This is a genomic window from Streptomyces purpurascens (assembly GCF_045040895.1).
Taxonomy (GTDB): domain Bacteria; phylum Actinomycetota; class Actinomycetes; order Streptomycetales; family Streptomycetaceae; genus Streptomyces; species Streptomyces purpurascens.
Genome location: NZ_CP108341.1, coordinates 2,068,603 through 2,094,868, shown reverse-complemented (window position 1 = coordinate 2,094,868; position 26,266 = coordinate 2,068,603). Strand labels below are relative to the sequence as shown.

26 protein-coding genes are annotated in these 26,266 nt (G+C 71.1%); 15 read left to right on the top strand and 11 right to left on the bottom strand.

Going from position 1 to position 26,266, the window contains the following annotated elements; all coding sequences use genetic code 11:
* Positions 1-126 precede the first annotated feature (126 nt).
* The 3 genes from OHU35_RS09555 to moaA all read left to right on the top strand — a co-directional run bounded on the left by OHU35_RS09555 (position 127) and on the right by moaA (position 3,266).
* A complete protein-coding gene (locus OHU35_RS09555) occupies positions 127-483 on the top strand; it encodes a DUF485 domain-containing protein (RefSeq protein ID WP_189730247.1) in 357 nt (118 codons plus the stop codon).
* The gene (locus tag OHU35_RS09550) at positions 480-2,105 is read left to right on the top strand and encodes a cation acetate symporter (RefSeq protein ID WP_189730245.1); all 1,626 of its coding nucleotides are present in this window, start codon (positions 480-482) and stop codon (positions 2,103-2,105) included. Before OHU35_RS09555 ends, OHU35_RS09550 begins: the two co-directional genes overlap by 4 nt.
* 171 nt (positions 2,106-2,276) lie before the next feature.
* Positions 2,277-3,266 (top strand): GTP 3',8-cyclase MoaA, encoded by a 990-nt coding sequence (gene moaA / locus OHU35_RS09545; protein ID WP_359896788.1) that lies wholly within the window; start codon positions 2,277-2,279, stop codon positions 3,264-3,266.
* A 69-nt stretch (positions 3,267-3,335) separates the two neighbouring features.
* On the opposite strand, the gene OHU35_RS09540 is transcribed toward moaA, so the two are convergent.
* Positions 3,336-3,542 (bottom strand): hypothetical protein, encoded by a 207-nt coding sequence (locus OHU35_RS09540; RefSeq protein ID WP_189730241.1) that lies wholly within the window; start codon positions 3,540-3,542, stop codon positions 3,336-3,338.
* Positions 3,543-3,772: 230 nt separating this feature from the next.
* Positions 3,773-4,168: a DUF3099 domain-containing protein gene (locus OHU35_RS09535; RefSeq protein WP_189730239.1), complete on the bottom strand. Its 396-nt coding sequence runs from the start codon at positions 4,166-4,168 to the stop codon at positions 3,773-3,775.
* Between the two features lie 244 nt (positions 4,169-4,412).
* Here OHU35_RS09535 and OHU35_RS09530 point away from each other — a divergent pair, with 244 nt between their 5' ends.
* A complete protein-coding gene (locus OHU35_RS09530; RefSeq protein ID WP_189730237.1) occupies positions 4,413-4,688 on the top strand; it encodes a GlsB/YeaQ/YmgE family stress response membrane protein in 276 nt (91 codons plus the stop codon).
* A gap of 60 nt (positions 4,689-4,748) precedes the next feature.
* On the opposite strand, the gene tyrS is transcribed toward OHU35_RS09530, so the two are convergent.
* Genes tyrS through OHU35_RS09515 form a run of 3 tightly spaced genes read right to left on the bottom strand, consistent with a single transcriptional unit; the run spans position 4,749 to position 8,984 of the window.
* Positions 4,749-6,017 (bottom strand): tyrosine--tRNA ligase, encoded by a 1,269-nt coding sequence (tyrS, locus tag OHU35_RS09525; protein ID WP_189730234.1) that lies wholly within the window; start codon positions 6,015-6,017, stop codon positions 4,749-4,751.
* A gap of 43 nt (positions 6,018-6,060) precedes the next feature.
* Positions 6,061-7,464: a metallopeptidase TldD-related protein gene (locus OHU35_RS09520; protein WP_189730232.1), complete on the bottom strand. Its 1,404-nt coding sequence runs from the start codon at positions 7,462-7,464 to the stop codon at positions 6,061-6,063.
* A complete protein-coding gene (locus tag OHU35_RS09515; RefSeq protein WP_189730230.1) occupies positions 7,461-8,984 on the bottom strand; it encodes a TldD/PmbA family protein in 1,524 nt (507 codons plus the stop codon). The genes OHU35_RS09520 and OHU35_RS09515 overlap by 4 nt, the downstream gene beginning before the upstream one ends.
* 273 nt (positions 8,985-9,257) lie before the next feature.
* Here OHU35_RS09515 and fabG point away from each other — a divergent pair, with 273 nt between their 5' ends.
* The 3 genes from fabG (at position 9,258) to OHU35_RS09500 (ending at position 11,250) form a co-directional block, all read left to right on the top strand.
* A complete protein-coding gene (gene fabG / locus OHU35_RS09510) occupies positions 9,258-9,962 on the top strand; it encodes a 3-oxoacyl-[acyl-carrier-protein] reductase (protein WP_189730228.1) in 705 nt (234 codons plus the stop codon).
* Positions 9,963-9,967: 5 nt separating this feature from the next.
* Entirely contained in the window at positions 9,968-10,735 is a 768-nt protein-coding gene (gene fabI / locus OHU35_RS09505; RefSeq protein ID WP_189730226.1) for an enoyl-ACP reductase FabI, read from the top strand.
* Positions 10,736-10,896: 161 nt separating this feature from the next.
* The gene (locus tag OHU35_RS09500) at positions 10,897-11,250 is read left to right on the top strand and encodes a hypothetical protein (protein WP_189730225.1); all 354 of its coding nucleotides are present in this window, start codon (positions 10,897-10,899) and stop codon (positions 11,248-11,250) included.
* Here the strand turns inward: OHU35_RS09500 and OHU35_RS09495 are convergent.
* The gene (locus OHU35_RS09495; protein WP_233878775.1) at positions 11,228-11,920 is read right to left on the bottom strand and encodes a FadR/GntR family transcriptional regulator; all 693 of its coding nucleotides are present in this window, start codon (positions 11,918-11,920) and stop codon (positions 11,228-11,230) included. The two genes, OHU35_RS09500 and OHU35_RS09495, sit on opposite strands and share 23 nt — an antisense overlap.
* A gap of 79 nt (positions 11,921-11,999) precedes the next feature.
* On the opposite strand from OHU35_RS09495, the gene OHU35_RS09490 reads away from it, so the two are divergent.
* The 4 genes from OHU35_RS09490 to OHU35_RS09475 all read left to right on the top strand — a co-directional run bounded on the left by OHU35_RS09490 (position 12,000) and on the right by OHU35_RS09475 (position 14,587).
* The gene (locus OHU35_RS09490) at positions 12,000-13,445 is read left to right on the top strand and encodes a CynX/NimT family MFS transporter (RefSeq protein WP_405505147.1); all 1,446 of its coding nucleotides are present in this window, start codon (positions 12,000-12,002) and stop codon (positions 13,443-13,445) included.
* Positions 13,446-13,512: 67 nt separating this feature from the next.
* Positions 13,513-13,629: an SGM_5486 family transporter-associated protein gene (locus OHU35_RS09485; protein ID WP_104779641.1), complete on the top strand. Its 117-nt coding sequence runs from the start codon at positions 13,513-13,515 to the stop codon at positions 13,627-13,629.
* A gap of 167 nt (positions 13,630-13,796) precedes the next feature.
* Positions 13,797-14,003 carry a hypothetical protein gene (locus tag OHU35_RS09480; RefSeq protein WP_189730219.1) on the top strand — a complete coding sequence of 69 codons (207 nt, stop codon included), beginning with the start codon at positions 13,797-13,799 and terminating at the stop codon, positions 14,001-14,003.
* A 65-nt stretch (positions 14,004-14,068) separates the two neighbouring features.
* Complete coding sequence (locus OHU35_RS09475; protein WP_189730217.1) at positions 14,069-14,587, top strand: histidine phosphatase family protein; 519 nt, start codon at positions 14,069-14,071, stop codon at positions 14,585-14,587.
* A gap of 113 nt (positions 14,588-14,700) precedes the next feature.
* On the opposite strand, the gene serB is transcribed toward OHU35_RS09475, so the two are convergent.
* Both serB and OHU35_RS09465 read right to left on the bottom strand, forming a co-directional pair.
* Positions 14,701-15,915: a phosphoserine phosphatase SerB gene (gene serB, locus OHU35_RS09470; RefSeq protein WP_189730215.1), complete on the bottom strand. Its 1,215-nt coding sequence runs from the start codon at positions 15,913-15,915 to the stop codon at positions 14,701-14,703.
* A gap of 111 nt (positions 15,916-16,026) precedes the next feature.
* Entirely contained in the window at positions 16,027-18,006 is a 1,980-nt protein-coding gene (locus OHU35_RS09465; RefSeq protein ID WP_405505146.1) for a streptophobe family protein, read from the bottom strand.
* 241 nt (positions 18,007-18,247) lie between these two features.
* Between OHU35_RS09465 and OHU35_RS09460 the strand changes: the two genes are divergently transcribed.
* Positions 18,248-20,758 (top strand): FHA domain-containing protein, encoded by a 2,511-nt coding sequence (locus tag OHU35_RS09460; RefSeq protein ID WP_189730211.1) that lies wholly within the window; start codon positions 18,248-18,250, stop codon positions 20,756-20,758.
* 90 nt (positions 20,759-20,848) lie between these two features.
* Here the strand turns inward: OHU35_RS09460 and OHU35_RS09455 are convergent, their stop codons facing one another.
* From OHU35_RS09455 to OHU35_RS09445, 3 genes are all read right to left on the bottom strand, one after another.
* Positions 20,849-21,577: a transglycosylase SLT domain-containing protein gene (locus OHU35_RS09455; protein ID WP_359896776.1), complete on the bottom strand. Its 729-nt coding sequence runs from the start codon at positions 21,575-21,577 to the stop codon at positions 20,849-20,851.
* A gap of 279 nt (positions 21,578-21,856) precedes the next feature.
* Positions 21,857-22,975, bottom strand: a complete 1,119-nt coding sequence (locus OHU35_RS09450; protein WP_405505145.1) for an S-adenosylmethionine:tRNA ribosyltransferase-isomerase — start codon at positions 22,973-22,975, stop codon at positions 21,857-21,859.
* Entirely contained in the window at positions 22,972-23,670 is a 699-nt protein-coding gene (locus tag OHU35_RS09445) for an SDR family NAD(P)-dependent oxidoreductase (protein ID WP_405505144.1), read from the bottom strand. The genes OHU35_RS09450 and OHU35_RS09445 overlap by 4 nt, the downstream gene beginning before the upstream one ends.
* 236 nt (positions 23,671-23,906) lie before the next feature.
* Between OHU35_RS09445 and OHU35_RS09440 the strand changes: the two genes are divergently transcribed.
* The 3 genes from OHU35_RS09440 (at position 23,907) to OHU35_RS09430 (ending at position 26,088) form a co-directional block, all read left to right on the top strand.
* Positions 23,907-25,052: a GAF domain-containing sensor histidine kinase gene (locus tag OHU35_RS09440; RefSeq protein WP_189730203.1), complete on the top strand. Its 1,146-nt coding sequence runs from the start codon at positions 23,907-23,909 to the stop codon at positions 25,050-25,052.
* Positions 25,045-25,686 (top strand): response regulator transcription factor, encoded by a 642-nt coding sequence (locus tag OHU35_RS09435; RefSeq protein WP_189730201.1) that lies wholly within the window; start codon positions 25,045-25,047, stop codon positions 25,684-25,686. Before OHU35_RS09440 ends, OHU35_RS09435 begins: the two co-directional genes overlap by 8 nt.
* 156 nt (positions 25,687-25,842) lie before the next feature.
* Positions 25,843-26,088 carry a chaplin gene (locus OHU35_RS09430; protein WP_189730199.1) on the top strand — a complete coding sequence of 82 codons (246 nt, stop codon included), beginning with the start codon at positions 25,843-25,845 and terminating at the stop codon, positions 26,086-26,088.
* Positions 26,089-26,266 lie beyond the last annotated feature (178 nt).

Genomic DNA, 26,266 nt, shown 5'->3' with positions numbered 1-26,266 from the left:
ACTTCGGAAAGAACGCCGGGCGGTTGAACCGGTTCTCGCGTGCCGCCGTGACGTTGAGCAGGGAGCGCGAGGACACTCGCCTCCGTCCCCGTTCGAACCGCTTCCGTCGTCACGAGGAGACTCTCCGTGTCCACCGATGCACCGCCCCCCTCGAAAGAGCAACACAAACTCCCCTCACCCGAGGAGTTCACCGAGGTGCAGGAGAGCGCGGAGTTCGGTGAACTGCGCCGCTCCTACCGCTCCTTCGCCTTCCCGCTGACCGTCGCCTTCATCGCCTGGTACCTGCTGTACGTGCTGCTGTCGAACTACGCGGGCGGCTTCATGGGCACCAAGCTCTTCGGCAACATCAACGTCGCCCTCGTCCTCGGCGTCGCCCAGTTCCTCACCACGTTCCTCATCGCCTGGTGGTACTCGCGGCACGCCGCCGCGAAGCTCGACCCCAAGGCCGAGGCCATCAAGTCCCGGATGGAGGGCGGCGCATGAGCCCCGTACAGCACACCCTGCTCGCCGCGAACGAGGCCAGCGAGCACCGGCCGCTGATCATCACCCTGTTCGCGCTGTTCGTCCTGGCCACGCTCGGCATCACCGTCTGGGCCGGCCGCCAGACCAAGGACGCCGCCGACTTCTACGCGGGCGGCCGCCAGTTCAGCGCCTTCCAGAACGGACTCGCGGTCTCCGGCGACTACATGTCGGCCGCGTCCTTCCTCGGCATCGCGGGCGCGATCGCCCTCTTCGGCTACGACGGCTTCCTGTACTCCATCGGCTTCCTGGTCGCCTGGCTGGTCGCCCTCCTCCTGGTGGCCGAGCCGCTGCGCAACTCCGGCCGCTACACCATGGGCGACGTGCTCGCGTACCGCATGCGCCAGCGCCCCGTCCGCACCGCCGCCGGTACGTCCACGATCGTCGTGTCGATCTTCTACCTGCTGGCCCAGATGGCCGGCGCGGGCGTCCTCGTCTCGCTGCTGCTGGGCATCACCTCCGACGCGGGCAAGATCCTCATCGTCGCCCTCGTCGGCCTGCTGATGGTCGTGTACGTCTCCATCGGCGGTATGAAGGGCACCACCTGGGTCCAGATGGTCAAGGCCGTGCTGCTCATCGGCGGCACCATCCTGATCACCTTCCTGGTGCTGCTGAAGTTCAACTTCAACATCTCCGACCTGCTCGGCACGGCCGCCGAGAACAGCGGCAAGGGCGCCGCCTTCCTGGAGCCCGGCCTCCAGTACGGCATGACCGGCACCTCCAAGCTGGACTTCGTCTCCCTGGGCATCGCCCTGGTGCTCGGCACGGCGGGTCTGCCGCACATCCTGATCCGCTTCTACACGGTGCCCGACGCCAAGGCCGCCCGTAAGTCGGTGAACTGGGCCATCGGCATCATCGGCGGCTTCTACCTGATGACCATCGCCCTCGGCTTCGGCGCCGCCGCGCTGATCTCCCAGGAGGAGATCATCGCGTCCAACCCGTCCGGCAACACGGCGGCACCCCTGCTGGCCCTGCACCTCGGCGGTGTCGACTCGACCTGGGGCGCGATCCTGCTCGCCACGATCTCGGCGGTGGCCTTCGCGACGATCCTCGCCGTCGTCGCCGGCCTCACGCTCGCCTCGTCGTCGTCCTTCGCGCACGACATCTACGCCAACGTCATCCGCAAGGGGAAGGCGTCCGGCGCCGAGGAGGTCCGCGCGGCCCGCTGGGCGACCGTCTTCATCGGCGTCGTCTCCATCGGCCTCGGCGCCCTCGCCCGCGACCTGAACGTGGCCGGCCTGGTCGCGCTCGCCTTCGCGGTCGCGGCCTCCGCCAACCTGCCGACGATCCTCTACAGCCTGTTCTGGAAGCGCTTCACCACCCAGGGCGCCCTGTGGTCGATCTACGGCGGTCTGATCGTCGCCGTCGGCCTGGTGCTGTTCTCGCCCGTCGTCTCCGGCGACCCCAAGGCGATGTTCCCCGAGGTGGACTTCGCCTGGTTCCCGCTGAAGAACCCGGGCATCATCTCCATCCCCTTCGGCTTCCTCATGGGCTGGCTCGGCACCGTCCTGTCCAAGGAGGAGCCGGACGCCAAGAAGTACGCCGAGCTGGAGGTCCGGTCCCTGACCGGCACCGGCGCCCACTGAGCACCAACCCCCTCGCGCGGCCGCGTCGTAGGAACCTCCAGGTCCCTGCGGCGCGGCCGCGTTCCGCGTCGTGGGATCGGGCCTGTGGAGTTGTCGGTGGGGTCACGTAGGCTCGCAGATGTCGGAGAGGAAGTGCTCCGGGCACGATCCGCGTCGAGGGAGGGGGCCCACGTGCTCATCGACACCTACGGCCGAGTGGCAACCGACCTGAGGGTCTCGCTGACCGACCGGTGCAATCTGCGCTGCACCTACTGCATGCCCGAGGAAGGCCTGCAGTGGCTGGCCAAGCCGGACCTGCTCACGGACGACGAGATCGTCCGCCTGATCGACATCGCGGTCACCTCCCTCGGTATCGAGGAGGTCCGCTTCACCGGCGGCGAGCCCCTGCTGCGCCCCGGCCTGGTCGGCATCGTCGAGCGGGTCGCGGCCCTCGACGCGCGCCCCCAGATGTCCCTCACGACCAACGGCATCGGCCTCAAGCGCACGGCGGCGGCCCTGAAGGCGGCGGGCCTGGACCGGGTCAACGTCTCCCTCGACACACTCCGCCCGGACGTCTTCAAGACCCTCACCCGCCGCGACCGCCACAAGGACGTCATCGAGGGTCTGTACGCCGCCCGCGACGCCGGCCTGACCCCGGTCAAGGTCAACTCGGTCCTGATGCCGGGGCTCAACGACGACGAGGCCCCGGACCTCCTCGCCTGGGCCGTGGAGCACGACTACGAGCTGCGCTTCATCGAGCAGATGCCCCTGGACGCCCAGCACGGCTGGAAGCGCGACGGCATGATCACGGCAGGCGACATCCTGACCTCCCTGCGCACCCGCTTCGAGCTGACCGCCGAGGGCGAGGAGAAGCGCGGCTCGGCCCCGGCGGAGCGCTGGCTGGTGAACGGCGGGCCGCATGTGGTCGGCGTCATCGCCTCCGTCACCCGCCCCTTCTGCGCGGCCTGCGACCGCACCCGCCTCACCGCCGACGGGCAGGTCCGCACCTGCCTGTTCGCCCAGGAGGAAACCGACCTCCGCGCCGCCCTGCGCTCCGACGCCCCGGACGAGGAGATCGCCCGTATCTGGCGCCTGGCGATGTGGGGCAAGAAGGCGGGCGCGGGCCTGGACGACCCGACGTTCGTACAGCCGGACCGTCCCATGTCGGCTATCGGGGGATAGAGGAGCGTCCCCAAGGGGCGCGGGGAACTGCGCGAACAACCCCCACCGGCCCGCAGACGAAGCCGGAACTCAGCCGTCCCACTCCTCGAAAAGCACCACGTCTTTCAAGAACCCCCGCACCCCGAGGAACTGCGACAAATGCTCGCGATGCTCCTCGCACGCGAGCCACGTCTTGCGCCGCTCCGGCGTATGGATCTTCGGGTTGTTCCACGCAAGCACCCACACCGCGTCGACGCGGCAGCCCTTCGCGGAACAGATGGGCGTCTCGTCACTCACAGCTCTGTCTCACCACTGCACACATAGAACCGCACACAGAAAAGGCGACGCCGAGCAGCCACGGGGGGAGCTGCCCGGCGTCGGTCCGTCGCTCCGACGGGGGATGCGGAGCGCGTACGAAGTATGTCACGGGTAACCCCGAGCCCGGCACCTGAACAACATGATTGATCTGAGCTTTTCTTGAGCTTGGCGGGAAGATGACTTCCGTTCGCGATCGCCCCCGGGCGTCCCTATCGCTCGTGCGAATCGGTCTTCGCACCCGGCGCGGGCCCCGACACGGCATCTTCCGCGGCGGATTCCGCGGAGTCGTCCCGCGCACCCGGCGGCGCGATCATCGGACGCGTCGGCGCCGCCACGAACGTCGACGGCAGAGACGGCGCGTTCTCGCGCCCGGCGTTAGCGATCACCACCGCGATGTACGGCAGCACCAGCCCGAGCACCAACGCCACGATGGCGACGTGCCGTTCGACGTTCCACAACGTGGCCGCCAGGATCACGGAGATCGTGCGGACCGTCATCGAGATCACGTACCGGCGCTGCCGCCCGCGTACGTCCTCCTGAAGTCCCGTCCGGGCGCCGGTGATCCGGAAAACCTGGACGTTGCCGCCGCCATGCTGCTTCCGCATCGCATTCCACCATCCGCCCGTATCGGACTCTCCCCGCCCCGTGGCCGTCCCCGGCCGGCCGGGGAACCTGACCAGGACAGCTCCCACGTTACGCCGAGCCTGCGCCCGCTACGAGACCGGGGGCCGTCCGGCCGAGGCGAACGGCGTGGGCCGTGGCGCGTACGGCCAGCCCCGGCATGCGGCGTACGGCACCTGGGCCGACACTGGCCGTAGAGCTCACGTCGAGCCGTACGAGGAGGCAGCGATGGGCTGGTTGTGGGCGATCATCGTGGGACTGGTACTCGGCCTGCTCGCCAAGGCGATCATTCCGGGCAAGCAGCATTTGCCCCTGTGGCTGACCGTGATCCTGGGGATCATCGGAGGCGTCGCCGGCAACGCCATCGCCCGGGCGGCTGGCGTCGACGCCACAGCGGGTATCGACTGGTGGCGGCACGTCTTCCAGCTGGTGATGGCGATCATCCTCGTCGGCCTCGGCGACAAGGCCTGGACGGCGGCCCGGGGAGACAGACGCAGCGCATGAGGGGGCGCACGGCGAAGGGGGCCGCCTCCGTACCGGAGACGGCCCCCTTCCCACGCGTGCTCAGCCGCCCGTGACCTCGACCGCCGCCAGGTTCTTCTTGCCCCTGCGCAGCACCAGCCAGCGGCCCTGCAGCAGGTCCTCCTTGGCGGGGACCGCGTCCTCGCCGGCGACCTTGACGTTGTTCACGTAGGCGCCGCCCTCCTTGACCGTACGGCGCGCGGCCGACTTGCTGGCCACCAGGCCGACCTCGGCGAACAGGTCGACGACCGGGCCGAGCTCGGAGACCTGGATGTGCGGCACCTCCGACAGGGCCGCGGCCAGCGTCTTGCCGTCGAGCTCCGCCAGCTCGCCCTGCCCGAAGAGGGCCTTGGACGCGGCGATCACGGCGGCCGTCTGGTCGGCGCCGTGCACCAGCGTCGTCAGCTCCTCGGCGAGCGCCCGCTGCGCGGCACGGGCCTGGGGACGCTCCTCGGTCTGCTTCTCCAGCTCCTCCAGCTCCGCACGGGAGCGGAAGGACAGGATGCGCATGTACTTCGAGATGTCCCGGTCGTCCACGTTCAGCCAGAACTGGTAGAACGCGTACGGCGTCGTCATCTCCGGGTCGAGCCAGACGGCGCCGCCCTCGGTCTTGCCGAACTTGGTGCCGTCGGCCTTGGTCATCAGCGGCGTCGCCAGGGCGTGCGCCGTGGCGTCCGGCTCCAGGCGGTGGATCAGGTCCAGGCCGGCCGTGAGGTTGCCCCACTGGTCGCTGCCGCCCTGCTGGAGCGTGCAGCCGTAGCGCCGGTAGAGCTGCAGGAAGTCCATGCCCTGCAGGAGCTGGTAGCTGAACTCCGTGTAGCTGATGCCCTCGGAGGACTCCAGACGCCGGGCCACGGAGTCCTTCGTCAGCATCTTGTTGACGCGGAAGTGCTTGCCGATGTCCCGCAGGAACTCGATCGCGGAGAGGTTCTCCGTCCAGTCGAGGTTGTTGACCATGACGGCCGCGTTCTCGCCCTCGAAGGCCAGGAACGGCTCGATCTGGGAACGCAGCTTGCCGACCCAGCCGGTCACCGTCTCCGGGTCGTTCAGCGTGCGCTCCGCCGTCGGGCGCGGGTCGCCGATCAGGCCCGTGGCACCGCCGACCAGCGCCAGCGGCCGGTGACCGGCCTGCTGGAGCCGCCGCACGGTGAGCACCTGCACCAGGTGCCCCACGTGCAACGACGGCGCCGTCGGGTCGAAGCCGCAATAGAACGTGACGGGACCGTCCGCGAGCGCCTTGCGCAAAGCGTCCTCGTCAGTGGACAGGGCGAACAGCCCGCGCCACTTCAGCTCGTCGACGATGTCCGTCACGGTTCTCGTATCTCCTTGAGTGGGCTCGTAATCAGGTACGAGGTTATACGCCCTGGCTGACAGAGCTCATATTGAAGTCCGGCACCCGCAGGGCCGGCATCGCGGCCCTGGTGAACCAGTCGCTCCATTCCCTCGGCAGCGTCTTCTCCGTCCGCCCGGCCTCCGTCACCCGGCCCAGCAGACCGACCGGCGTCTCGTTGAACCGGAAGTTGTTCACCTCGCCGGTCACCTCGCCGTTCTCGACCAGGTAGACGCCGTCCCGGGTCAGGCCCGTCAGCAGCAGCGAGGCCGGGTCGACCTCGCGGATGTACCACAGGCAGGTCAGCAGCAGGCAGGGCCCACGATGGTCCGTGCTCGCCACCATCTCGTCCAGGGAGCGGTCCTCGCCCCCGTCCAGGATCACGTTGTCGATGCCCGGCGCCACCGGCAGACCGGTCAGGCCCGCACTGTGACGGCTGGTCGTCAGATGCCGCAGCTCTCCCTCGCGCATCCACTCGGTCGCCGCCAGCGGCAGCCCGTTGTCGAACACCGACTCATCGCCACCGGAGGAGTGCGCGATCACGAAGGGCGCCGACTCCAGGCCGGGCTCGTTCGGGTCGCTGCGCAGGGTCAGCGGCAGGTCGGTCAGCTTCTCGCCGACCCGCGTGCCCCCGCCCGGCTTGGAGAACACCGTGCGGCCCTCCACCGCGTCCCGGCCCGACGCCGACCACAACTGGTAGATCAGCAGGTCCGCCACGGCCGACGGCGGCAGCAGCGTCTCGTACCGGCCGGCGGGCAGCTCCACCCGTCGCTCGGCCCACCCGAGGCGCACGGCCAGCTCCGCGTCCAGGGCCGCCGGGTCGACGTCCTTGAAGTCCCGCGTGGAGCGCCCGGCCCACGCGGACCGGGTCCGGTCCGGTGACTTGGCGTTCAGCTCCAGCGTCCCGTTCGGCTGGTCGTGCCGCAGCCGCAGCCCCGTGGAGGTGCCCACGTACGTCGACACCAGTTCGTGGTTGGCGAACCCGTACAGCTCCCGGCCGCCCGCACGCGCGCGTGCGAAAGACTCGCCGAGCGCCGGGGCGAAGTCGGCGAACACCGCGGAGGAGGTCTCGGCGGGCGCCTCCGTGAACTCCGGACTCGCGGCCACGCCCGTGACCAGCGGCTGCGCGTCCTCGGCGGGCCCGGCACCGCGGGCGGCCGCCTCGGCCGCCCGCACCAGGGGCTCCAGCTCGTCGGCGGTCACGGCGGACCGTGACACGACCCCCGAGGCGGTGCCCTCCTTGCCGTCGACCGTGGCGACGACGGTGAGCGTGCGCCCGCGCGTGACGCCGTTCGTGGTCAGGGCGTTGCCCGCCCAGCGCAGGTTGGCGGTGGACTGCTCGTCGGCGATGACGACACAGCCGTCCGCCCGGGACAGTTCGAGGGCGCGCTCGACGACCTCGTGCGGCTTGCTGGAACGCGCGCTCATCGACCGGCCTCCTGGGTCGTGTTGAGGATGTTGACGCCCTTGAAGAGGGCCGACGGGCAGCCGTGCGACACGGCCGCGACCTGGCCCGGCTGGGCCTTGCCGCAGTTGAAGGCGCCGCCCAGGACATAGGTCCCCGGACCACCGACGGCGGACATGGAACCCCAGAAGTCGGTGGTCGTCGCCTGGTAGGCCACGTCCCGCAGCTGCCCGGCGAGCCGCCCGTTCTCGATCCGGTAGAAGCGCTGACCCGTGAACTGGAAGTTGTAGCGCTGCATGTCGATCGACCAGGACCGGTCGCCGACGACGTAGATCCCCCGCTCCACGCCCCCGATCAGATCCTCGGTCGACATCCCGGCCGGGTCCGGCTGCAACGACACGTTGGCCATGCGCTGCACCGGCACGTGCCCGGGGGAGTCGGCGTAGGCGCACCCGTTGGAGCGCTCGAACCCGGTCAGCTTCGCGATCCGCCGGTCCAGCTGGTAGCCGACGAGCGTGCCGTCCTTGACGAGGTCCCAGGACTGGCCCTCGACGCCCTCGTCGTCGTACCCGATCGTGGCGAGCCCGTGCTCGGCGGTGCGGTCGCCGGTGACGTTCATCAGCTCCGAGCCGTACCGCAGCCTGCCCAGCTGGTCGAACGTGGCGAAGGAGGTGCCGGCGTAGGCGGCCTCGTAGCCGAGCGCCCGGTCCAGCTCGGTCGCGTGCCCGATGGACTCGTGGATCGTCAGCCACAGGTTGGACGGGTCGACGACCAGGTCGTACAGGCCCGGATCGACGCTCGCGGCGCGCATCTTCTCGGCGAGCAGCTCCGGGATCCGCTCCAGCTCGCCCTCCCAGTCCCAGCCGGTGCCCCGCAGGTACTCCCAGCCGCGTCCCACGGGCGGCGCGAGGGTGCGCATCGAGTCGAACTCGCCGCTCGACTCGTCCACCGACACGGCGTTGAACACCGGGTGCAGCCGTACCCGCTGCTGTGTGGTCACGGTCCCCGCGGTGTCGGCGTAGAACTTGTTCTCGTGGACGGTGAGCAGCGAGGCGTCGACATGGTCGACCCCGTCGGCCGCCAGCAGCCGCGCGCTCCAGTCCGCGATCAGCCCGGCCTTCTCCTCGTCGGGCACGGTGAACGGATCGATCTCGTACGACGAGACCCAGGTCTTCTCGGAGTGCACCGGCTCGCCGGCCAGCTCCACCCGCTCGTCCGACCCGGCCGCCTTGATCACCTGGGCGGACAGCTTGGCCATGGCCACCGCCTGCCCGGCGACTCTGGCGGCGGCGTCCAGGCTGAGGTCGACGCCGGACGCGAAACCCCACGTACCGCCGTGCACCACCCGCACCGCGTACCCGAGGTCGGTGGTGTCCGACGACCCGGCGGGCTTGGCGTCCCGGAACCGCCAGGAGGCGCCTCGCACCCGCTCGAACCGGAAGTCCGCGTGCTCGGCACCGAGCGCACGCGCGCGTGCGAGGGCCGCGTCGGCGAGGGCGCGTAGGGGGAGGGCCGTGAAGGCCTCGTCGATGGTATGAGGCACCGCCGTCTCTTTCTGTCGAGGTGAGCGTGGTTGCCGTACTGCGTGACTGCTCCGATCATGTCGTCCATCCCGCCCGCGGGCCATGAGTTTCCGTACCCCGGGTGCGTGGCTTTCTGTAGGGACCCGACAGTGAGTCCCGTACGCCACTGTCGGTGCCCGATTGTCCGCGGGCGTGTCCGGACCGATAGGTTTTCGAGGAAGCCGCCTGTCATCGCCGCCTGTCGTCCAGGCGCCCGGGCGGGCGTATCAGACCGCTATCGAAAGGGTGATCCGTTGAGCCGCTCGGTTCTCGTCACCGGAGGCAACCGGGGCATCGGCCTCGCCATCGCCCGTGCTTTCGCCGATGCCGGCGACAAGGTCGCCATCACGTACCGCTCGGGTGAGCCGCCGGCAGGCTTCCTGGCCGTCAAGTGCGACATCACCGACCCCGAGCAGGTGGAGCAGGCCTACAAGGAGATCGAGGAGAGCCACGGCCCCGTGGAGGTCCTCGTCGCCAACGCCGGCATCACCAAGGACCAGCTCCTGATGCGCATGTCCGAGGAGGACTTCACCTCGGTCATCGACACCAACCTCACCGGCACCTTCCGTGTGGTCAAGCGCGCCAACCGCGGCATGCTGCGGGCCAAGAAGGGCCGCGTCGTCCTGATCTCCTCGGTCGTCGGCCTCTACGGCGGCCCCGGCCAGGCCAACTACGCCGCCTCCAAGGCGGCCCTGGTCGGCTTCGCGCGCTCCCTGGCCCGTGAGCTGGGCTCGCGGAACCTCACCTTCAACGTCGTCGCGCCTGGCTTCGTCGACACCGACATGACCAAGGTGCTCTCCGACGAGCAGCGCAAGGGCATCGTGTCGCAGATCCCGCTCGGCCGGTACGCCCAGCCGGAGGAGGTCGCCGCGACGGTGCGGTTCCTCGCCTCGGACGACGCCTCGTACATCACTGGAGCCGTCATCCCCGTTGACGGCGGACTGGGAATGGGTCACTGATCACCATGAGCGGAATTCTCGAGGGCAAGCGCGTCCTGATCACCGGTGTGCTGATGGAGTCCTCCATCGCCTTCCACGCCGCCAAGCTGGCCCAGGAGCAGGGCGCCGAGATCATCCTCACGGCGTTCCCGCGGCCCACGCTGACCGAGCGCATCGCCAGGAAGCTGCCCAAGCCCACCAAGGTCATCGAGCTCGACGTCACGAACGACGAGCACCTCGGGCGCCTGGCCGACATCGTCGGCGAGGAGCTCGGCGGCCTCGACGGTGTCGTGCACTCCATCGGCTTCGCCCCGCAGGACGCCCTCGGCGGCAACTTCCTCAACACGCCGTTCGAGTCGGTCAGCACGGCCATGCACGTCTCGGCGTACTCGCTGAAGTCGCTGACCATGGCCTGCCTGCCACTGATGCAGAACGGCGGCTCGGTCGTCGGTCTCACCTTCGACGCGAAGTTCGCCTGGCCGCAGTACGACTGGATGGGCCCGGCCAAGGCCGCCCTGGAGGCCACCAGCCGCTACGTCGCCCGCGACCTGGGCAAGCAGAACATCCGCTGCAACCTCGTCTCCGCCGGCCCTCTCGCCTCCATGGCCGCCAAGTCCATCCCGGGCTTCGGCGAGCTGGCCGCCGTCTGGGACGACCGTTCGCCGCTGGAGTGGGACCTGAAGGACCCCGAGCCGGCCGGCCGCGGCATCGTCGCGCTGCTGAGCGACTGGTTCCCGAAGACCACGGGCGAGATCATCCACGTGGACGGCGGTCTGCACGCCATCGGCGCCTGATCTCCCGTACGCCGTCGACGCCCCGTTCCCCGCAGCGCGCGGGGAGCGGGGCGTCACCCGTTCGGGCCAGCCGACCGGGCGGGGGAGGCCTCCAGCCGGGCACCCTGGAGTACGCGTTCACCACGCGGTCCCCTCCCCAGCACGGCCGAGGAGGAACCCTTGTGCGCTTGTCCCGCCGCATGGCCTCACTGTCCGTCGCCGCCGCTCTCGTACTGACCCTGGCGTACGAGGCGGTGCCGCACGCGCGCGTGCCCGCCGACGACGAGCAGGAGCGGGCCGACCTCTTCGGCGCCGCGTGCCGGGTCCGCGTCAACGACTCCAGGGTGACCGCGTTCTGTCACAACCCCTTTCCGGAGACCGACCGCGTGAGCCTGCACGTCGAGTGCGCCCGCTGGTGGGACATCGACACCGACAGCTCCCCGGTGGAGGCCGGGCCCGCCCAGACCGTGCGGCTCACGGGACGCTGCTGGAAGGAGGTCGGCGACGCGTGGGTCAGCCACCGGCGGGCGAGCTGAGCCCGCCCAGGCGGCACAGGAACGGATAGCGGGCCGCCTCGGCCCCCGCCCGGTCCGCGTCCCCCGTGCGGATCGCGTCGAGCAGCCGCCCGTGGTCCATGTACGTCTCCGGCGTCAGCTCCTCGCCGACGTCCTCACGCAGCCAGTCCCGCAGCACCTCGCCCAGGTCCGCGTACATGGCGGTCATCACGTCGTTGTGGGAGGCGGACACCACGGCCAGGTGGAAGGTCGCGTCCGCGGTCACGAAGGCCTCCGCGTCACCCGACTCCCAGGCCTCCTCACGCCGCAGCAGCAGCGCGTCGAGCTGCTTGAGGTCCTTCTCGGTCCGCCGCTCGGCGGCCAGCCGGGCGGCGGACGACTCCAGCGTGGAGCGCAGCTCGGCGATGTGCCGGGGATCGGCGCCGGCGAACCGCCGCTGCATCACTCCCGCCAGCTCACTCGTCGCCACGACATAGGTGCCGGAGCCCTGGCGGATGTCCAGCAGGCCGTTGTGCGCGAGCGCGCGGACGGCCTCACGGACCGTGTTGCGGGCGACGCCCAGCTGCTCGACCAGTTCCGGCTCGGTCGGGATACGCGACCCGACCGGCCACTCGCCCGACGTGATCTGGGCCCGCAGCTCGGCGATGACCTGTTCGGACAGCGCCGAACGACGGGGATGGCTCAGAGGCATGGCTCACCTTCGCACGGCCGGGGCGCCGGACGGCAGCCGAGGAGTGGACGGATTGGACAGTCAATCATCCCATGATTCTATGATGGGCCTCATGGCTAGTGAGGAAACCCGGACGATGACGCCCCCGACCGTTCGCAGCTCGGCCGCGCACGACGCCCGGAAACCGGGCGGCCCGTCCACGCGCGCGTGGACGACACGGCTGCTCGTCCTCGGCATCGTGCTGTCCGCCCTGAACCTCCGGCCCGCCATCACCAGCCTCGGCGCCCTCCTGGAGGAGGTCCGCGACGGGCTCGGCATGAGCGGCAGCGTGGCCGGACTGCTCACCTCCGTTCCGCCGCTGTGCTTCGCCGTCTTCGGCGTCATGGCCCCGCGGCTCGCCCGCCGCTTCGGAGCGGGCGCCGTGGTGTGCGCAGGCATGGCCGCCATCGCCACCGGCCTGGCGATCCGGCCGTACGCCGGCGGCACGGCCGGCTTCCTGGCCGCCAGTGCCCTCGCCCTCATGGGCATCGCGGTCAGCAACGTCCTGATGCCGGCCATCGTCAAGCAGTGGTTCCCCGACCGTGTGGGCTCCATGACCGGGGTCTACTCCATGGGACTCGCCCTGGGCACGTCTCTCGCGGCCGCGGTCACGGTGCCCGTGTCCGACGCGCTGGGCGGAAGCTGGCAGTCGGGCCTGGCCCTGTGGTCGGGGCTCGCCGTCGCGGCGATCCTGCCGTGGCTGCCGTTCGTACGGGGGCGCGCGGCGGCCTCGGGGCCCGGGCAGCGGGCCGACGGGGCTACGCGGCACCCGGATGCCGCCACGGAGGCGTCGGCCTCCGTCCGGACGGGAGCCGGGCGCGAGGACCGGTCGGAAGCCGGGAAGGAGGACCGGTCGGAAGCCGGCCACGAGGAGACTCCGGCCCCCGCCCCGGCGGACCCCGCGCGCGGCGAGGCGCCGCGGATGCGGATCACCCGGAGCCGTACCGCCTGGGCGCTGGCCGTCTTCTTCGGGCTCCAGGCCACCGCCGCCTACATCACGATGGGCTGGATGGCGCAGATCTTCCGGGACGCCGGCGTGCCCGCCGGCACCGCCGGACTGCTGCTGGCGCTCACCATGGCGATGGGCGTGCCCCTGGCCTTCGTCATACCCCGCCTGGCCACCCGGCTGCCGCACCAGGGCCCGATCGTGCTCGCCCTGGGCATCTGCGGCCTGATCGGCTACGCCGGGCTGTATCTCGCGCCGGCCGACGGCGCCTGGGCCTGGGCCCTGCTGCTCGGCGTCGCGAACTGCGCCTTCCCGCTCGCCCTCACCATGGTCGGCATGCGGGCCAGGACCGGCCCGGGCGTGGCCCAGCTGTCGGCGTTCGCGCAGAGCACCGGCTACCTCATCTCCATCCCGGGACCGCTCCTGGTGGGCGTCCTCTACCAGCACAGCGGCGGCTGGGGCCTGCCGATCACGCTGATGAGCGCCCTGATGGTCCCGCAGATGGTGGTCGGCTGGCTGGCGGGCCGCGACCGCACGGTGGAGGACGAGGCGGGCCGCTGAACCGGCCTCGTCGCGTCGGCCTCACCCCGGGGCGTACCGCGCCCGGGGTGGGTGCGACACTTGCCCCATGCCAGTGCTCGATCCGAATCCCCAGCATGGTCAGAAGAAGATGCTGCTCGTGTTCGGCGCGTTCTTCGCGATCTTCATCGTCATCGCCGTCATCGCGACGCTCGCCTCGCCGTGACCGGCCCTGGCCCCGCCGATGGTGGGGCTAGCCCCCCTGTCCCCTAGGGGGTGAGGGTCAGGGTCAAGTGGGTGGGTCACCGGATGGGTTGGCCGGCGCGGATTCCGTAGCTTCGAGGTGTGGCCGTGAGACGGGGGCCACCGGCCACTCGAAGAGCGGAGGCACCCATGTCGGCCCCTACGCAGACCCCGCCCCACCCGGTGACCCGGTGCGGCGCCGACAGCCGGCTTCCCTGGTGGGCCCTGGCCCTGCCGGCGCTTCTCTTCACGGCGCTGCTCGTCCTGATCCTGAACCCGTCCGACGCCCACGCGGCCACCGGTGACCCCGTGGTCACCCACCTCTTCGAGCGACTGCGGCAGCTGACAGCCCGCTGAGCACGGCCAAAGCCGGTGGTCAACTCCCTGCGCCCCATGGCGTGTTTCATGCGAAGCTGGATCTCATGAGCGTCGCAGAACCCCGCACGATTGTCCTCTTCCGCCATGCGAAAGCCGACTGGCCACAGGTGACCGATCACGAGCGCCCGCTTGCCGACCGGGGCCGAAAAGACGCGGCGGAGGCCGGGCGCAGGCTGGCCGACACCGGCATCCCCTTCGACCTGGCCCTGTGCTCCACCGCGGTCCGGACCCGGGAGACCTGGAAGCTCGCCGTCCATGAGTTCCCGCATCGGCCGAAAACCGTCTACGAAGAGCGGATCTACGACGCCTCGCCGGGCGAACTGATCGCCGTGCTCAACGAGACCCCCGACGATGTGCAGAACGTCCTCATGATCGGCCACAATCCGGGCATCCAGGGCCTCGCCGACATCCTGGCGGGCTCGGCCGAGGACGACGCCCGTGAGCGGATGGACCGCCGCGGGTTCCCGGCCGCCGCCTTCGCCGTCCTGTCGTTCACCGGCTCGTGGAAGAGCGTGGAGCCGGGCGTGGCCGAGCTGCGGGACTACTGGGCGCCGACCGAGTGACCCTCTCCGCGTGACAGAGGCTGTGACAGGGGGCCCGGCACCGCAGCGGTGCCGGGCCCTGCCCGGCGGGGCGGGCGGTGTCTCGGGTGGTTCGGGCGGTGTCGCGGGTGTCTTCAGACCGTGTCGAGGGTGTCCGCCGCCTCGACCTCTTCGCGCGTGACGCCCAGCAGGTAGAGGACCGTGTCCAGGAACGGGAAGTTCACCGCGGTGTGCGCGGCCTCGCGCACCACCGGCTTGGCATTGAAGGCGACGCCCAGACCGGCCGCGTTCAGCATGTCCAGGTCGTTCGCACCGTCACCGATCGCCACGGTCTGCGACAGCGGCACGCCCGCCTCCGCCGCGAACCGGCGCAGCAGCCGGGCCTTGCCCGCGCGGTCGACGATCTCGCCGGTGACCTTGCCCGTCAGCCTGCCGTCGACGATCTCGAGCGTGTTGGCGTGGGCGAAGTCCAGCCCCAGCCGTTCCTTCAGATCGTCGGTGACCTGGGTGAACCCGCCCGAGACGACGCCGACTTGGTAGCCGAGCCGCTTCAGCGTCCGGATCAGGGTGCGGGCGCCCGGCGTCAGCCGCACCTCGCTGCGCACCTTGTCCACCACCGAGGCGTCCAGCCCCTCCAGCAGCGCCACGCGCGCGTGCAGCGACTGCTCGAAGTCCAGCTCCCCGCGCATCGCGGCCGCCGTCACCTCGGCGACCTTGTCCTCGCAGCCGGCGTGCGCGGCGAACAATTCGATGACCTCGTCCTGGATGAGCGTCGAGTCGACGTCCATGACGACCAGGCGCTGCGCACGCCGGTACAGACCGGCGGCCACGACCGCCACGTCGATGCCGAGCTTCGCCGCGTCGGGCGCCAGGGCGGTGCGCAGCGGCTCGGTCTCCACACCGGACACGGCGAACTCGACCGCGGTCACGGGGTACTTGGCGAGCCGGAAGATACGGTCGATGTTGCCGCCGGTCCTGGTGATCCGCGCGGTGACCGCGGCGGTCGCCTCCGAGGTGAGCGGATGCCCGAGCACGGTGACCAGGGAGCGGCCCAGTCCGCGCGGCCGGTTGTCGCCGAGGCCGGAGATGATCTCCGCCTGCATCTTCATCGACTCGGCCCAGCTGTGGACGGTCGCCCGCAGATCCCCCTCGAGACCGGGGGGCGGCTCGGTCACGAGCGCGCACAGCACCATCCGGCCACGGGTGACGACCTGCTCGATGTCGACGACGTCGACGGAGTAGGCGGCGAGAGTGTCGAAGAGGCCGGCCGTGATGCCCGGCCTGTCCTTGCCGAAGATCTTGACAAGGAGGGTGGGGACGTCAGAGGACGAGGTCTGCGATGCGCTCATGGTGGTTCCACCGTATCGGGCAGGCAGGTCACACCGCCCGTGAGGTCCGGCTGGCGGACAGCGAACACTGGGTGTCGTGTCGATGGCGTGAATCTTGCGTACCGGTATGGATCACCTCCCGCCCCGCGGTTTCCGCGGCGGCGGGGGAGGAGGCGGGGGCGGCGGCCCGTCGTCCGGCCGGGCCGGCGGCCCGTTCCCGCCCCGCGGCCCGGGCGGCTGGCGGGGGCCTCGCGGAGGCGGCCCGACCGGCCGCGCCACGGTGGGCGCGCCGTACACGTCGCCGTTCCCGGGCTCGGTGGGCCCTGAGCCCGACCGCTCTTCGTCCTGCCGGCCCCGGCGCGCGTCGCCCGGCCGGCTCCAGCTCTCTCCCGGCCGCCGTTCCTCACCGGCGGGCCGTGCGTCCTCCGGTTCTCGCAGTTCGTCGGGAACCCGGAGATACGGATTGGTGGCCGGGTTCGGCGGCCGGTACGGCGTACCCGGCGCGTACGGCCCGGCTTCCTTCCCGTGCGACGCCCGCGCGCCTCGCGGATCGCCCCGGTCCCCGGACCGCTCGGTGCCCTCGTGGTGCCGGCCGGTGCCTTCGTGGTGCCGGCCGGTGCCTTCGTCGTACCCGGGCGGGCCCGAGCCGCCCTCTGCCCCCACCCCTGCCCCTGCCGACCCGACCCCTCGGGCCAACGCCGCCGCCGACCGCCCGGCGGCCCCGCTCGCCCATGCCAGCAACGCCCCCGCCGCCCCGGCCCCCGCGCCCCACACCGCGCCCAGCAGCAGGGCCATGCCGAGATGCCCGTGCAGTTCGATGCCCGCGCCGAACGCGTCGAAGCCGAGCACGGACAGGGAGGCGGTCACGGACACATCCGTCAGCCAGGCCAGCAACGGCAGCGCCAGCGCGGTCGCGACCCCCAGCCGCAGCGCGCACCTGCCCGCGAAACCGAGGGCACCGGAACCCCGTACGGCCGCCTCGGCCCGCCTGCCCGCGACGCTCCCCACCGGCGACCGCACCGCCGTCAGCACCCCCGCCAGCAGCATCATCAGCGCCGCCGCCACTCCCAGCAGCCACACCCGCCCGTCCAGCTCGGCCAGCCTCCCCAGCGTCACCTGCTGGTCGGGGCGGGCCACGAGCAGGTCGTCCAGCGGGTCCGGCAGGAAACGGGTCAGTTCACCCGTAGCCCGGCCGTCCCACGGCACGAACAGGCCGATCGGCACGCCCAGCCAGACCCCGTTCGGTGCCCCGAGCAGTGCCGCGCCGGCGATGCGCTCGGGGTGGTCGTCGCCGCTCGCCGCGTACGCCGCCGCGGCGAACCCCGCCGCCACGGCCACCAGCAGCACGGTCACCACCGCGGAAACGGCCGGCCGTACGACCCGGTGCACGGCCTCCCACCCCGGGGGCAGCGGCGTACGGCGCGAGGCCAGCAGGGCCACGAGGAGGATCCCGGCCGACCAGCCAAGACCGCCGAACAGCGTGGGCACGGTGTCGACCGTGAAACCGACCGCCGCCTGCGCGTCGACCAGGTCCCCGATCCGGTCCGGCAGCAGCCCGCCGATGTCCCCGACGTCCCCGAGCCCGGGGATGTCCAGGCCGCCGCTTCCGCTCCCGCCGGTCAGGTCGTCCAGCCCCAGCGAGCCGCCGTCGATCGTGATGACGTCGTGCCCCGCCCAGGCCAGCCCGCCCAGCATCGCCACGAACAGCGCGACCACCGCGCCCGCACGCGCGAGGAGTTCGGCCGGTGAGATCACAACTCCCGCCGCCCGCAAAGACCGCAGGAAGAAGTACGACAGCACCACCGCCCCGACCAGGCTCACCCCCAGTGGCGTGATCTCGATGGCCGTGTCCGCCTCCGCGCCCGTGAGGCCGAACACCGACACATCGCCGGACGGTGTGACCGAACCACCCGCCCCAAGGGCCACCACCGCCGCGGTCATCGGCCCCAACGAGCCCGCCGTGTCCGCCTCCAGCAGACGCAGCCCCAGCGCCGCCGTGCCCGCCATCCCGATCAACGCCCAGCTCACAGCGGCGACGGCGGACAGCAGCACGTCCCCCCACGGCACGCGTGTGCCGTCACTCGCCTTCTCGACACCTGCACCGGCACCCATGGCAGACCCCCCGATCCGCTACACGGCGGGAACACCGCGCATGTCCCCCTCGCGACGAAATACCACTCTCCGGCCCGGTTTCAACCCCGTCAACGGAATCGGCCGAGGCGCCCGTACGCGGTTTTCACAAGGCCCGACTTTCGGTCAGGGGGCCGCTCCTGAAATAGTTCCCCCCGATGTTCGACATCCCTAGACTCCCCATGTCGGGGGTAACTCGGGGGACAACTCAGTGGGGCATGGAGTGCCGGAACTCGTACTGGAATCAAACGGACGTACCTGGACGCTCGATCCGTCCAGGGCATACACCCTCGGACGTGATCCGCAGGGGGACGTCGTCTTCGACGACGCCAGGGTCTCCTGGCGTCACGCCACGGTCAGCTTCAACGGCCGCAGTTGGGTCATCGAGGACCATGGCAGCACCAACGGCACCTTCGTGCAGGGTCAGCGGATCCACCACATGGAGCTCGGCCCGGGCTCGGCGGTGAACCTGGGCAACGCCACCGACGGACCGCGTCTGAACCTCTCCGACGCCGCGGCCTCCGTCGCCACGCCGCAGGCCCAGCCCCAGCAGCAGCCGTACGCCGCGCAGGGCGCGAACCCCGGCTGGGCCCAGCAGGCGCCCCAGCAGCAGGCTCCGCAGGCCGGCTGGCAGCAGCCGCAGCAGCCCGGCGGGCACATCCCGCAGCAGCAGGCCCCCGGCGGTGCCGCGGGGGCGCCGCCGGCCCACGGCGACCGCAGCCCCACCACGTTCCACCAGTTCTCGCTCGGCCGTGTGATGCGCATCGGCCGCGCCCTGGAGAACGAGCTGGTCGTCTCCGACCTGCAGGTCTCCCGGAACCACGCCGAGTTCCACGCGACGCCCGACGGCCGCATGGAGATCCGCGACCTCGGCTCGCACAACGGCACGTACGTCAACGGCCTGCCGATCCCCAAGGGCGGCGGGCAGTTGCTCGGCCCGGCCGATGTCGTCGGCGTCGGCCACTCGACGTTCCGGATCGTCGGGGACCGGCTCGAGGAGTTCGTCGACACCGGTGAGGTGTCCTTCTCCGCCCGCCATCTGACCGTCACGGTCGACGGCGGCAAGCAGATCCTCAAGGACGTCTCCTTCGGCGTCCCCGAGAAGTCGCTCATCGCGGTCATCGGCCCGTCCGGCTCCGGCAAGTCCACCCTGCTCAAGGCGCTCACGGGCTACCGCCCGGCCGACCAGGGCGAGGTCCTCTACGACAACAGGAACCTCTACAAGCAGTTCGCCGAGCTGCGCCAGCGCATCGGCCTGGTCCCGCAGGACGACATCCTGCACAAGGAACTGACCGTCAAGAAGGCCCTGAAGTACGCGGCCAAGCTCCGCTTCCCCGCCGACACCACGGCCCGCGAGCGCGAGGCCCGTATTGACGAGGTGCTGCGCGAGCTGAAGCTGGACATCCACAAGGAGAAGAAGGTCACCTCCCTCTCCGGTGGCCAGCGCAAGCGTGTCTCCGTGGCCCTGGAGCTGCTCACCAAGCCCTCGCTGATCTTCCTGGACGAGCCGACCTCCGGCCTCGACCCGGGCATGGACCGCGACGTCATGCAGTTGCTGCGCGGCCTCGCCGACGACGGCCGTACGGTCCTCGTCGTCACCCACTCCGTGGCCGAGCTGGCGATCTGCGACAAGCTCCTGGTGATGGCGCCGGGCGGCTCCGTCGCCTACTTCGGCCCGCCCGAGGAGGCGCTGAACTTCTTCGGCTACGACACCTGGGCCGATGTCTTCTCCGCCTTCGAGAACTACCGCGACTACGACTGGGCGGGCCGCTGGAAGGGCTCGCAGCACTACCAGATGTACGCCGCGGACATCGACGCCGTGGCACCGCAGTCCGTACAGGTTCCGCCCATGCAGGCGATGAAGCCGCCGAAGCCACAGGGCTGGATGTCCCAGTTCGTCACGCTGGTGCGGCGCTACGTCTCGGTGATCGCGTCCGACAAGGGCTTCCTGGCCCTGATGGTGATCCTGCCGGCCGTGCTCGGCGCGGTCAGCCTGCTCATCGACGCGGACAAGGGCCTGCTGCCGAACCCGGTCAACCCGCAGTCCGGCCGGATCATCCCGAACGGCACCGCCACCACGGTCCTGCTGATCCTCGCCGTCGGCGCCTGTTTCGCGGGCGCGGCGAACTCCGTCCGTGAGCTGATCAAGGAACGGGTCATCTACGAGCGGGAGCGGGCGACCGGCCTGTCACGCTCGGCGTATCTGATGTCCAAGGTGTTCGTGCTCGGCATGATCACCGTGCTGCAGGGCCTGCTGGTCGGCGTCATCGGCTTCTCCAGCCGGGAGATCCCCGAGGAGGGCCTGGTCTTCGGCGGCGCCACGCTCGTCGAGCTGTCCGTGCCGATCATGGCCCTGGGCTTCACCTCGATGATGTTCGGCCTGATCATCTCCTCGCTGGTGAAGACCGCCGAGAAGACCATGCCGCTGCTGGTGATGTTCGCCATCATCCAGGTCGTCTTCACGGGCTGCCTGTTCACGCTGCACGGCTCCATCGGCGTCAACCAGTTCTCGTTCCTGATGCCGTCGCGCTGGGCGGTCGCCGCGTCCGGCGCGACGCTGGACTTCAACAAGATCGCCCCGCCGGAGACCGCCGGGGACAACGATCCGCTGTGGGAGCACACGGTCGGCGCCTGGGCCATGGACATGGGCGCGCTCCTCGCGCTCGGCGTGCTCTGCGGCTTCTTCGTGGCCCGCTTCCTGCGCCGCCACGAGCCCGAGGTCATGCGCAAGTAGTCACCTCGGCAAGACGCCCGAAGGGCGGCACCCCGTCAGGAGGGTGCCGCCCTTCGGCGTTCCGTTCAGCGAGCAGAGGTCCGCGCTACCTCAGTACGCGCTGTCGACGTTGTCCATCGAGCCGTACTTGTCGGCCGCGTAGTTGCAGGCGGCGGTGATGTTGGCGACCGGGTCGTAGATGTCCCAGGAGGTGCCGGGGACGTGCCAGGTCTTGAAGGTCGGCGGGATGACCTGCAGCAGGCCCTTCGACGGGATGCCGTTGATGGCGTTGATGTCCCAGTCGTTGATGGCCTTCGGGTCACCGGACGACTCGCGGATGATGTTGCGGTGGATGCCGTCGTAGGACGCCGGGATGTCGTGCTTCTTCAGGATGTCGAGCGACTCGCGGATCCAGCCGTCGAGGTTGTTCGGGTAGCTCTTGGCGGCGGCCTTCTTGGCCTCGGCGCGCTTGGCGTCGCGGCTCGCGGCCTCCTTGGCCTCGCGCGCGGCCTCGGCCTTCTTCTTCGCCGCCTCGGCGGCGGCCTTCTTCTTGGCGGCAGCCGCGGCGTCGGCCTTCTTCTTCGCCTCGATCTGCTCGGCCTTCAGGCTGGCACCGGCCATCTGGTCGGTGACGCTCGCCTTCACGTCCTTGATCTGCTGGTTGCTGAACGCCACCGGAGCCGACTGAGCGGCTTCCGTCGTGGTCTTCGTCGAAGCACCGCTCGGCACCGCGGAGAACCCGATGGCGGCGGCGCCGAGGGTGGCGACACCCGCCATGGCGATCTTGTGGTGACGGGTCAGGTTACGACTGGGGCCACGGCTGAAGATGTTCTTGGGCATGGTGGTTGGACCTCTTCGAATAGCGCGGGAGTCGCTCGGCGTCCGGCGTTGGACTCGGTGTGTTTCCGACACAAACGCCGCGGAGGTGAACCCACGGCGCTGAGCGACGGCAGCCATTCTTAGCGGCCGCAAAATGGCGTGGCAAAGGTGTGACGTACGAAGGGAGATAGTGGATCAGGGAAGGGCAAATCGGGGCAGACTGGACTGTATGTGCCGCTCAATAGGTGCGGCTTTGTCTCCTACGTCCTTTCGTACGTGACGTGGGTCCTATGCGAGGGCTCACATCGGGCGGGGCCCGGTCTCACTGGCAGTTGCTTGAGCAATGCTCTGTGTGAGCGGCCTGTCACGGCTCTGCCCCGGCAGGACGAGGTGCACGTCCCCGAACTCGTGCCACAGGTAACGGCCCTGCAGTGCGGCCTCGTAGCCGCGCTCGACCGCCGCCCGCCCCGCGATCGCCTCCAGCATCAGCAGATGCGAGGCCTCCGGCTCGTGCAGCCCGGTCAGCAGCCCGTCCACCACCCGTACCCCGCGCTCCGGGGTCACCACGAGAGAGGTCCACCCCGCCCGCGGCCGTACGACCCCGTCGGTACCCGCCGCCGACTCCACGGCCCGCACCGCCGTCGTCCCGACCGCGAGGACCCGCCCCGCACCGGCCCTCGCGGCGTTGATCAGCCGCGCCGACGCCCCGGGCACCGCGAAGCGCTCCGGATACGGCGGCTCGTGCGCCTCCGCCGACGCCACCCCCGTGTGCAGCGTGACCGGCGCGAACCGCACCCCCCGGCCCACCAGCTCCGCCACCAGCCGCGCGGTGAAGGGCCGCGCCGCACTCGGCATCTCCGCACTGCCCGCCCCGTCCGCCGACGGCAGCGCGAACACCGTCTGATAGACGGACAGCGGCTGGTCCCGCTCCGTGTAGGAGTAGCGAATGGGCCGCCCGTACTCCCGCAGCAGCCCCGCGACCCCGGGCCCGGCCACCCGCGCCCACCACAGGCGCTCGCTCCGCCCGCTCAGCGGCTCCTCCAGAACCAGGCGTACGCCGCCCGGCAGGCACACCTCCGTACCCACGGGCCCGGCCGCACGCGCGCGTGTGGTGCCCCGCCCGTCGGGCTCCCGCAGCTCCACCGCCCAGCGGCCGTCGTCCCCGGAGGTGGAGAAGTGCACCACCACGCGTGCGTGCCCGATCCACCCGTCGACGGCCGCCGCCAGCGTGGCCGAGGTGTTGACCACGAGCAGATCCCCCGCCCGCAACAGCCGCGGCAGCTCCGCGAACGTGTGATGCGCCACCCCGGCACCCCGCGACACCAGCATCCGTACGGCGTCCCGGTCCAGCCCGGGCCCGCGCTGCTCCACCGGCACCCGGGCCGACAGCTCCTCCGGTACGCGCACGGCCGGTGTCATCGGGCCCCGTCCAGCAGAGCCGGGGCCCCGTACCGCCCACTCGCCGGACGTTCGTCCAGCAGCCGCAGGAACCCCGGCACCACAGCCGCCGGCTCCGGCCGCGGATCATGATCGTCCGGTACGGCCGCCGCGTACAGGTCCGTGGCCATGTCCCCGGGATCCACCGCCCAGACCCGCAGCCCCGGCTCCTCCGCGGCGAGCACCGCCACCAGCTGGTCCAGAGCCGCCTTGGACGCCCCGTAGCCGCCCCAGGTCTCGTACGCCTCGGCCGCCGCGTCCGAGCTGACGGCGACAACCGTGCCCGCCCCCGAAACCCGCAGCAGCGGCAGCGCCTCCTGGACCAGGCCGAGACCCGCCACCAGGTTCACCTCCAGCGCCCGGCGCAGCCCCTCCAGGGGCAGCTCCTCCAGCCGCACCAGCGGCTCGGCGCCCAGCGCGCTCGCGTTGTGCACCAGCAGGTCGACGCCGCCCAGCCGCCACGCCGCCGACACCAGCTCCGCCCGGTGTCCGGCGTCGGTGACGTCCCCGGGCAGGGCGGTCACGCGCGTGCCGTGCGTGGAGACGGCCCCGGCCGCCTCCGTCAGCGCCTCGGCACCCCTGGCATCGAGCACCAGGTCCCAGCCACGCCCGGCCAGGGCCTCGGCGAGCGCACGGCCCAGGCCCTTCGAGACCCCGGTGATGATCGCAACCGGCATGATCGGCTCCCTCGTCGTGATCGCGTGCCCTCAACGTAGGAACGGAGCCGCCCGGACCACCTCGGACGCGGGCCGCAATCCGCCGGGTCCCTTCGCCCTACGCCACCGGCCCGGCGCCCCCGGTCCTACGCCGCGCCGCCCTTGCGGCTCGGCCTCGCGACCTAGGCCCACCGGACCGGGCACCCGCCGCCACTGGTCCGATCCGCGCTGTCACAGCCCGCCGGTACCGTGAGGACATGAGTCACGGTCCCCCGTCCGGCCTCGCCGCGGTGAGCTCCGCGTTGCTGGCCATGAGCAGGCATCTCGAGGTGCGCGACGTCCTCAAGACGATCGTCGCCTCGGCCCGCGAGCTGCTCGACGCCCAGTACGCCGCGCTCGGCGTGCCGGACGATCACGGCGGCTTCGCCCAGTTCGTGGTCGACGGCGTCAGCGAGGAACAGTGGAAGGCCATCGGCCCCCTCCCGCGCCAGCACGGCATCCTCGCCGCGATGCTGCACGAGGCCAGGTCCGAGCGCCTCGCCGACGTCCGCAAGGACCCCCGCTTCGAGGGCTGGCCGAAGGCCCACCCCGACCTGGTCGACTTCCTGGGCTTGCCGATCCGTGACGGCGACGAGGTCATCGGCGCGCTCTTCCTGGCCAACAAGAACTGTCCGAAACCGGAAGGCAGTTGCGGCTTCACGGCGGAGGACGAGGAGCTCCTCGGCATCCTCGCCCAGCACGCCGCGATCGCCCTCACCAACGCCCGCCTCTACGAACGCAGCCGCGAACTGACCATCGCCGAGGAGCGCTCCCGCCTCGCTCACGAACTGCACGACGCGGTCAGCCAGAAGCTCTTCTCCCTCCGCCTGACGGCCCAGGCCGCGGCCCGCCTGGTGGACCGGGACCCCTCCCGCGCCAAGGGGGAGCTCCATCAGGTGGCGGTGCTGGCCGCCGAGGCCGCCGACGAACTGCGCGCCGCGGTCGTCGAGTTGCGCCCCGCGGCCCTCGACGAGGACGGCCTCGTGGCCACCCTCCGCACGCAGATTCAGGTCCTCGACCGCGCCCACACCGCCCGCGTGACCTTCGCCTGCCACGGCGTGAAGGCCCTGCCCGCCTCCCAGGAGGAAGCAGTCCTGCGCGTCGCCCAGGAGGCCCTGCACAACGCCCTGCGCCACTCCGGCGCCGACCACGTCGACGTGACCCTGGACCGACGCGGCGGCGGTGCCGTCCTGCGGGTCTCGGACGACGGCTGCGGCTTCGACCCCCAGGCGGTGCGTCGCGCGGGGCGCCATCTGGGCCTGGTCTCCATGCGGGACCGGGCGAGCGGGGCCGGCGGCACGCTGACCGTGGAATCGGTGGCCGGCAAGGGCACCACGATCGAGATGGAGGTACCCGGTGGCTGACGCGATCAAGGTCCTGCTCGTCGACGACCACCAGGTCGTCCGCCGGGGCCTGCGCACATTCCTCGAGGTGCAGGACGACATCGAGGTCGTCGGCGAGGCCGCGGACGGCGCCGAAGGAGTCGACCGCGCCGAGGAGCTGAAGCCTGACGTCATCCTCATGGACGTCAAGATGCCGGGCATGGACGGTGTCGACGCCCTGCGCAGACTCCGCGAACTCGACAACCCCGCGCGCGTGCTGGTCGTCACAAGCTTCACCGAGCAGCGCACGGTGGTGCCGGCCCTGCGCGCGGGCGCCGCCGGATACGTCTACAAGGACGTCGACCCCGACGCCCTCGCCGGAGCCATCCGCTCCGTCCACGCCGGGCACATCCTCCTCCAGCCGGAGGTCGCCGGCGCCCTGCTGTCCCAGGAGGAGGCCAACTCGGGGCCGGGAAGGGCCGGCTCGCTCACCGACCGGGAGCGCGAGGTGCTCGGCCTGATAGCGGACGGCCGCTCCAACCGGGAGATCGCCCGCGCGCTCGTCCTCTCCGAGAAGACCGTCAAGACCCACGTCTCGAACATCCTGATGAAGCTCGACCTGTCCGACCGAACCCAGGCCGCCCTGTGGGCCGTTCGCCATGGCGTGACCGGCTGACACGCTCACCCCACGGCAACGCGGAAGGTTCCACTCCGGACCGAGATTCATACTGTCGTGGGAATGTCCCTCGCATGGCGCATCCTCGGTGGTTCTCCGCCGTTCTCCAGTGCGTGCTGCGGCGCCTGCCGCGGCGATCGCAAGGAGGGCTCAGAAGTGAAGAACCTGAAGAAGGCCGCTGCCGTGACGATGGTGACCGGTGGACTGCTGGCCGCCGGTGCGGGCATGGCCTCCGCCACGAGCGGCTCGCACGCCGACGGCAGCGCCATCGGCTCGCCGGGCGTCGCCTCGGGCAACGTGGTCCAGGCCCCGGTGCACGTCCCGGTCAACGTGTCCGGCAACAGCGTGAACGTCATCGGCGTCCTGAACCCGGCGTTCGGCAACCTCGCCGTCAACCACTGACCTTCACCTCCGTCTCCGAGCCGAAGGTGACCACCGGCCTCCCAGGCACGCCTGGGAGGCCGTTCGGCTCAGCTGCGGGCATGCGTGCCGCCAAGGGCGGCACGGGTGGGCGCAGCGCCACCCCGCACCGCCGGGCTGCGCACCCCCCGTCCCCGGCACGAACGCCGAGCACCCGGCG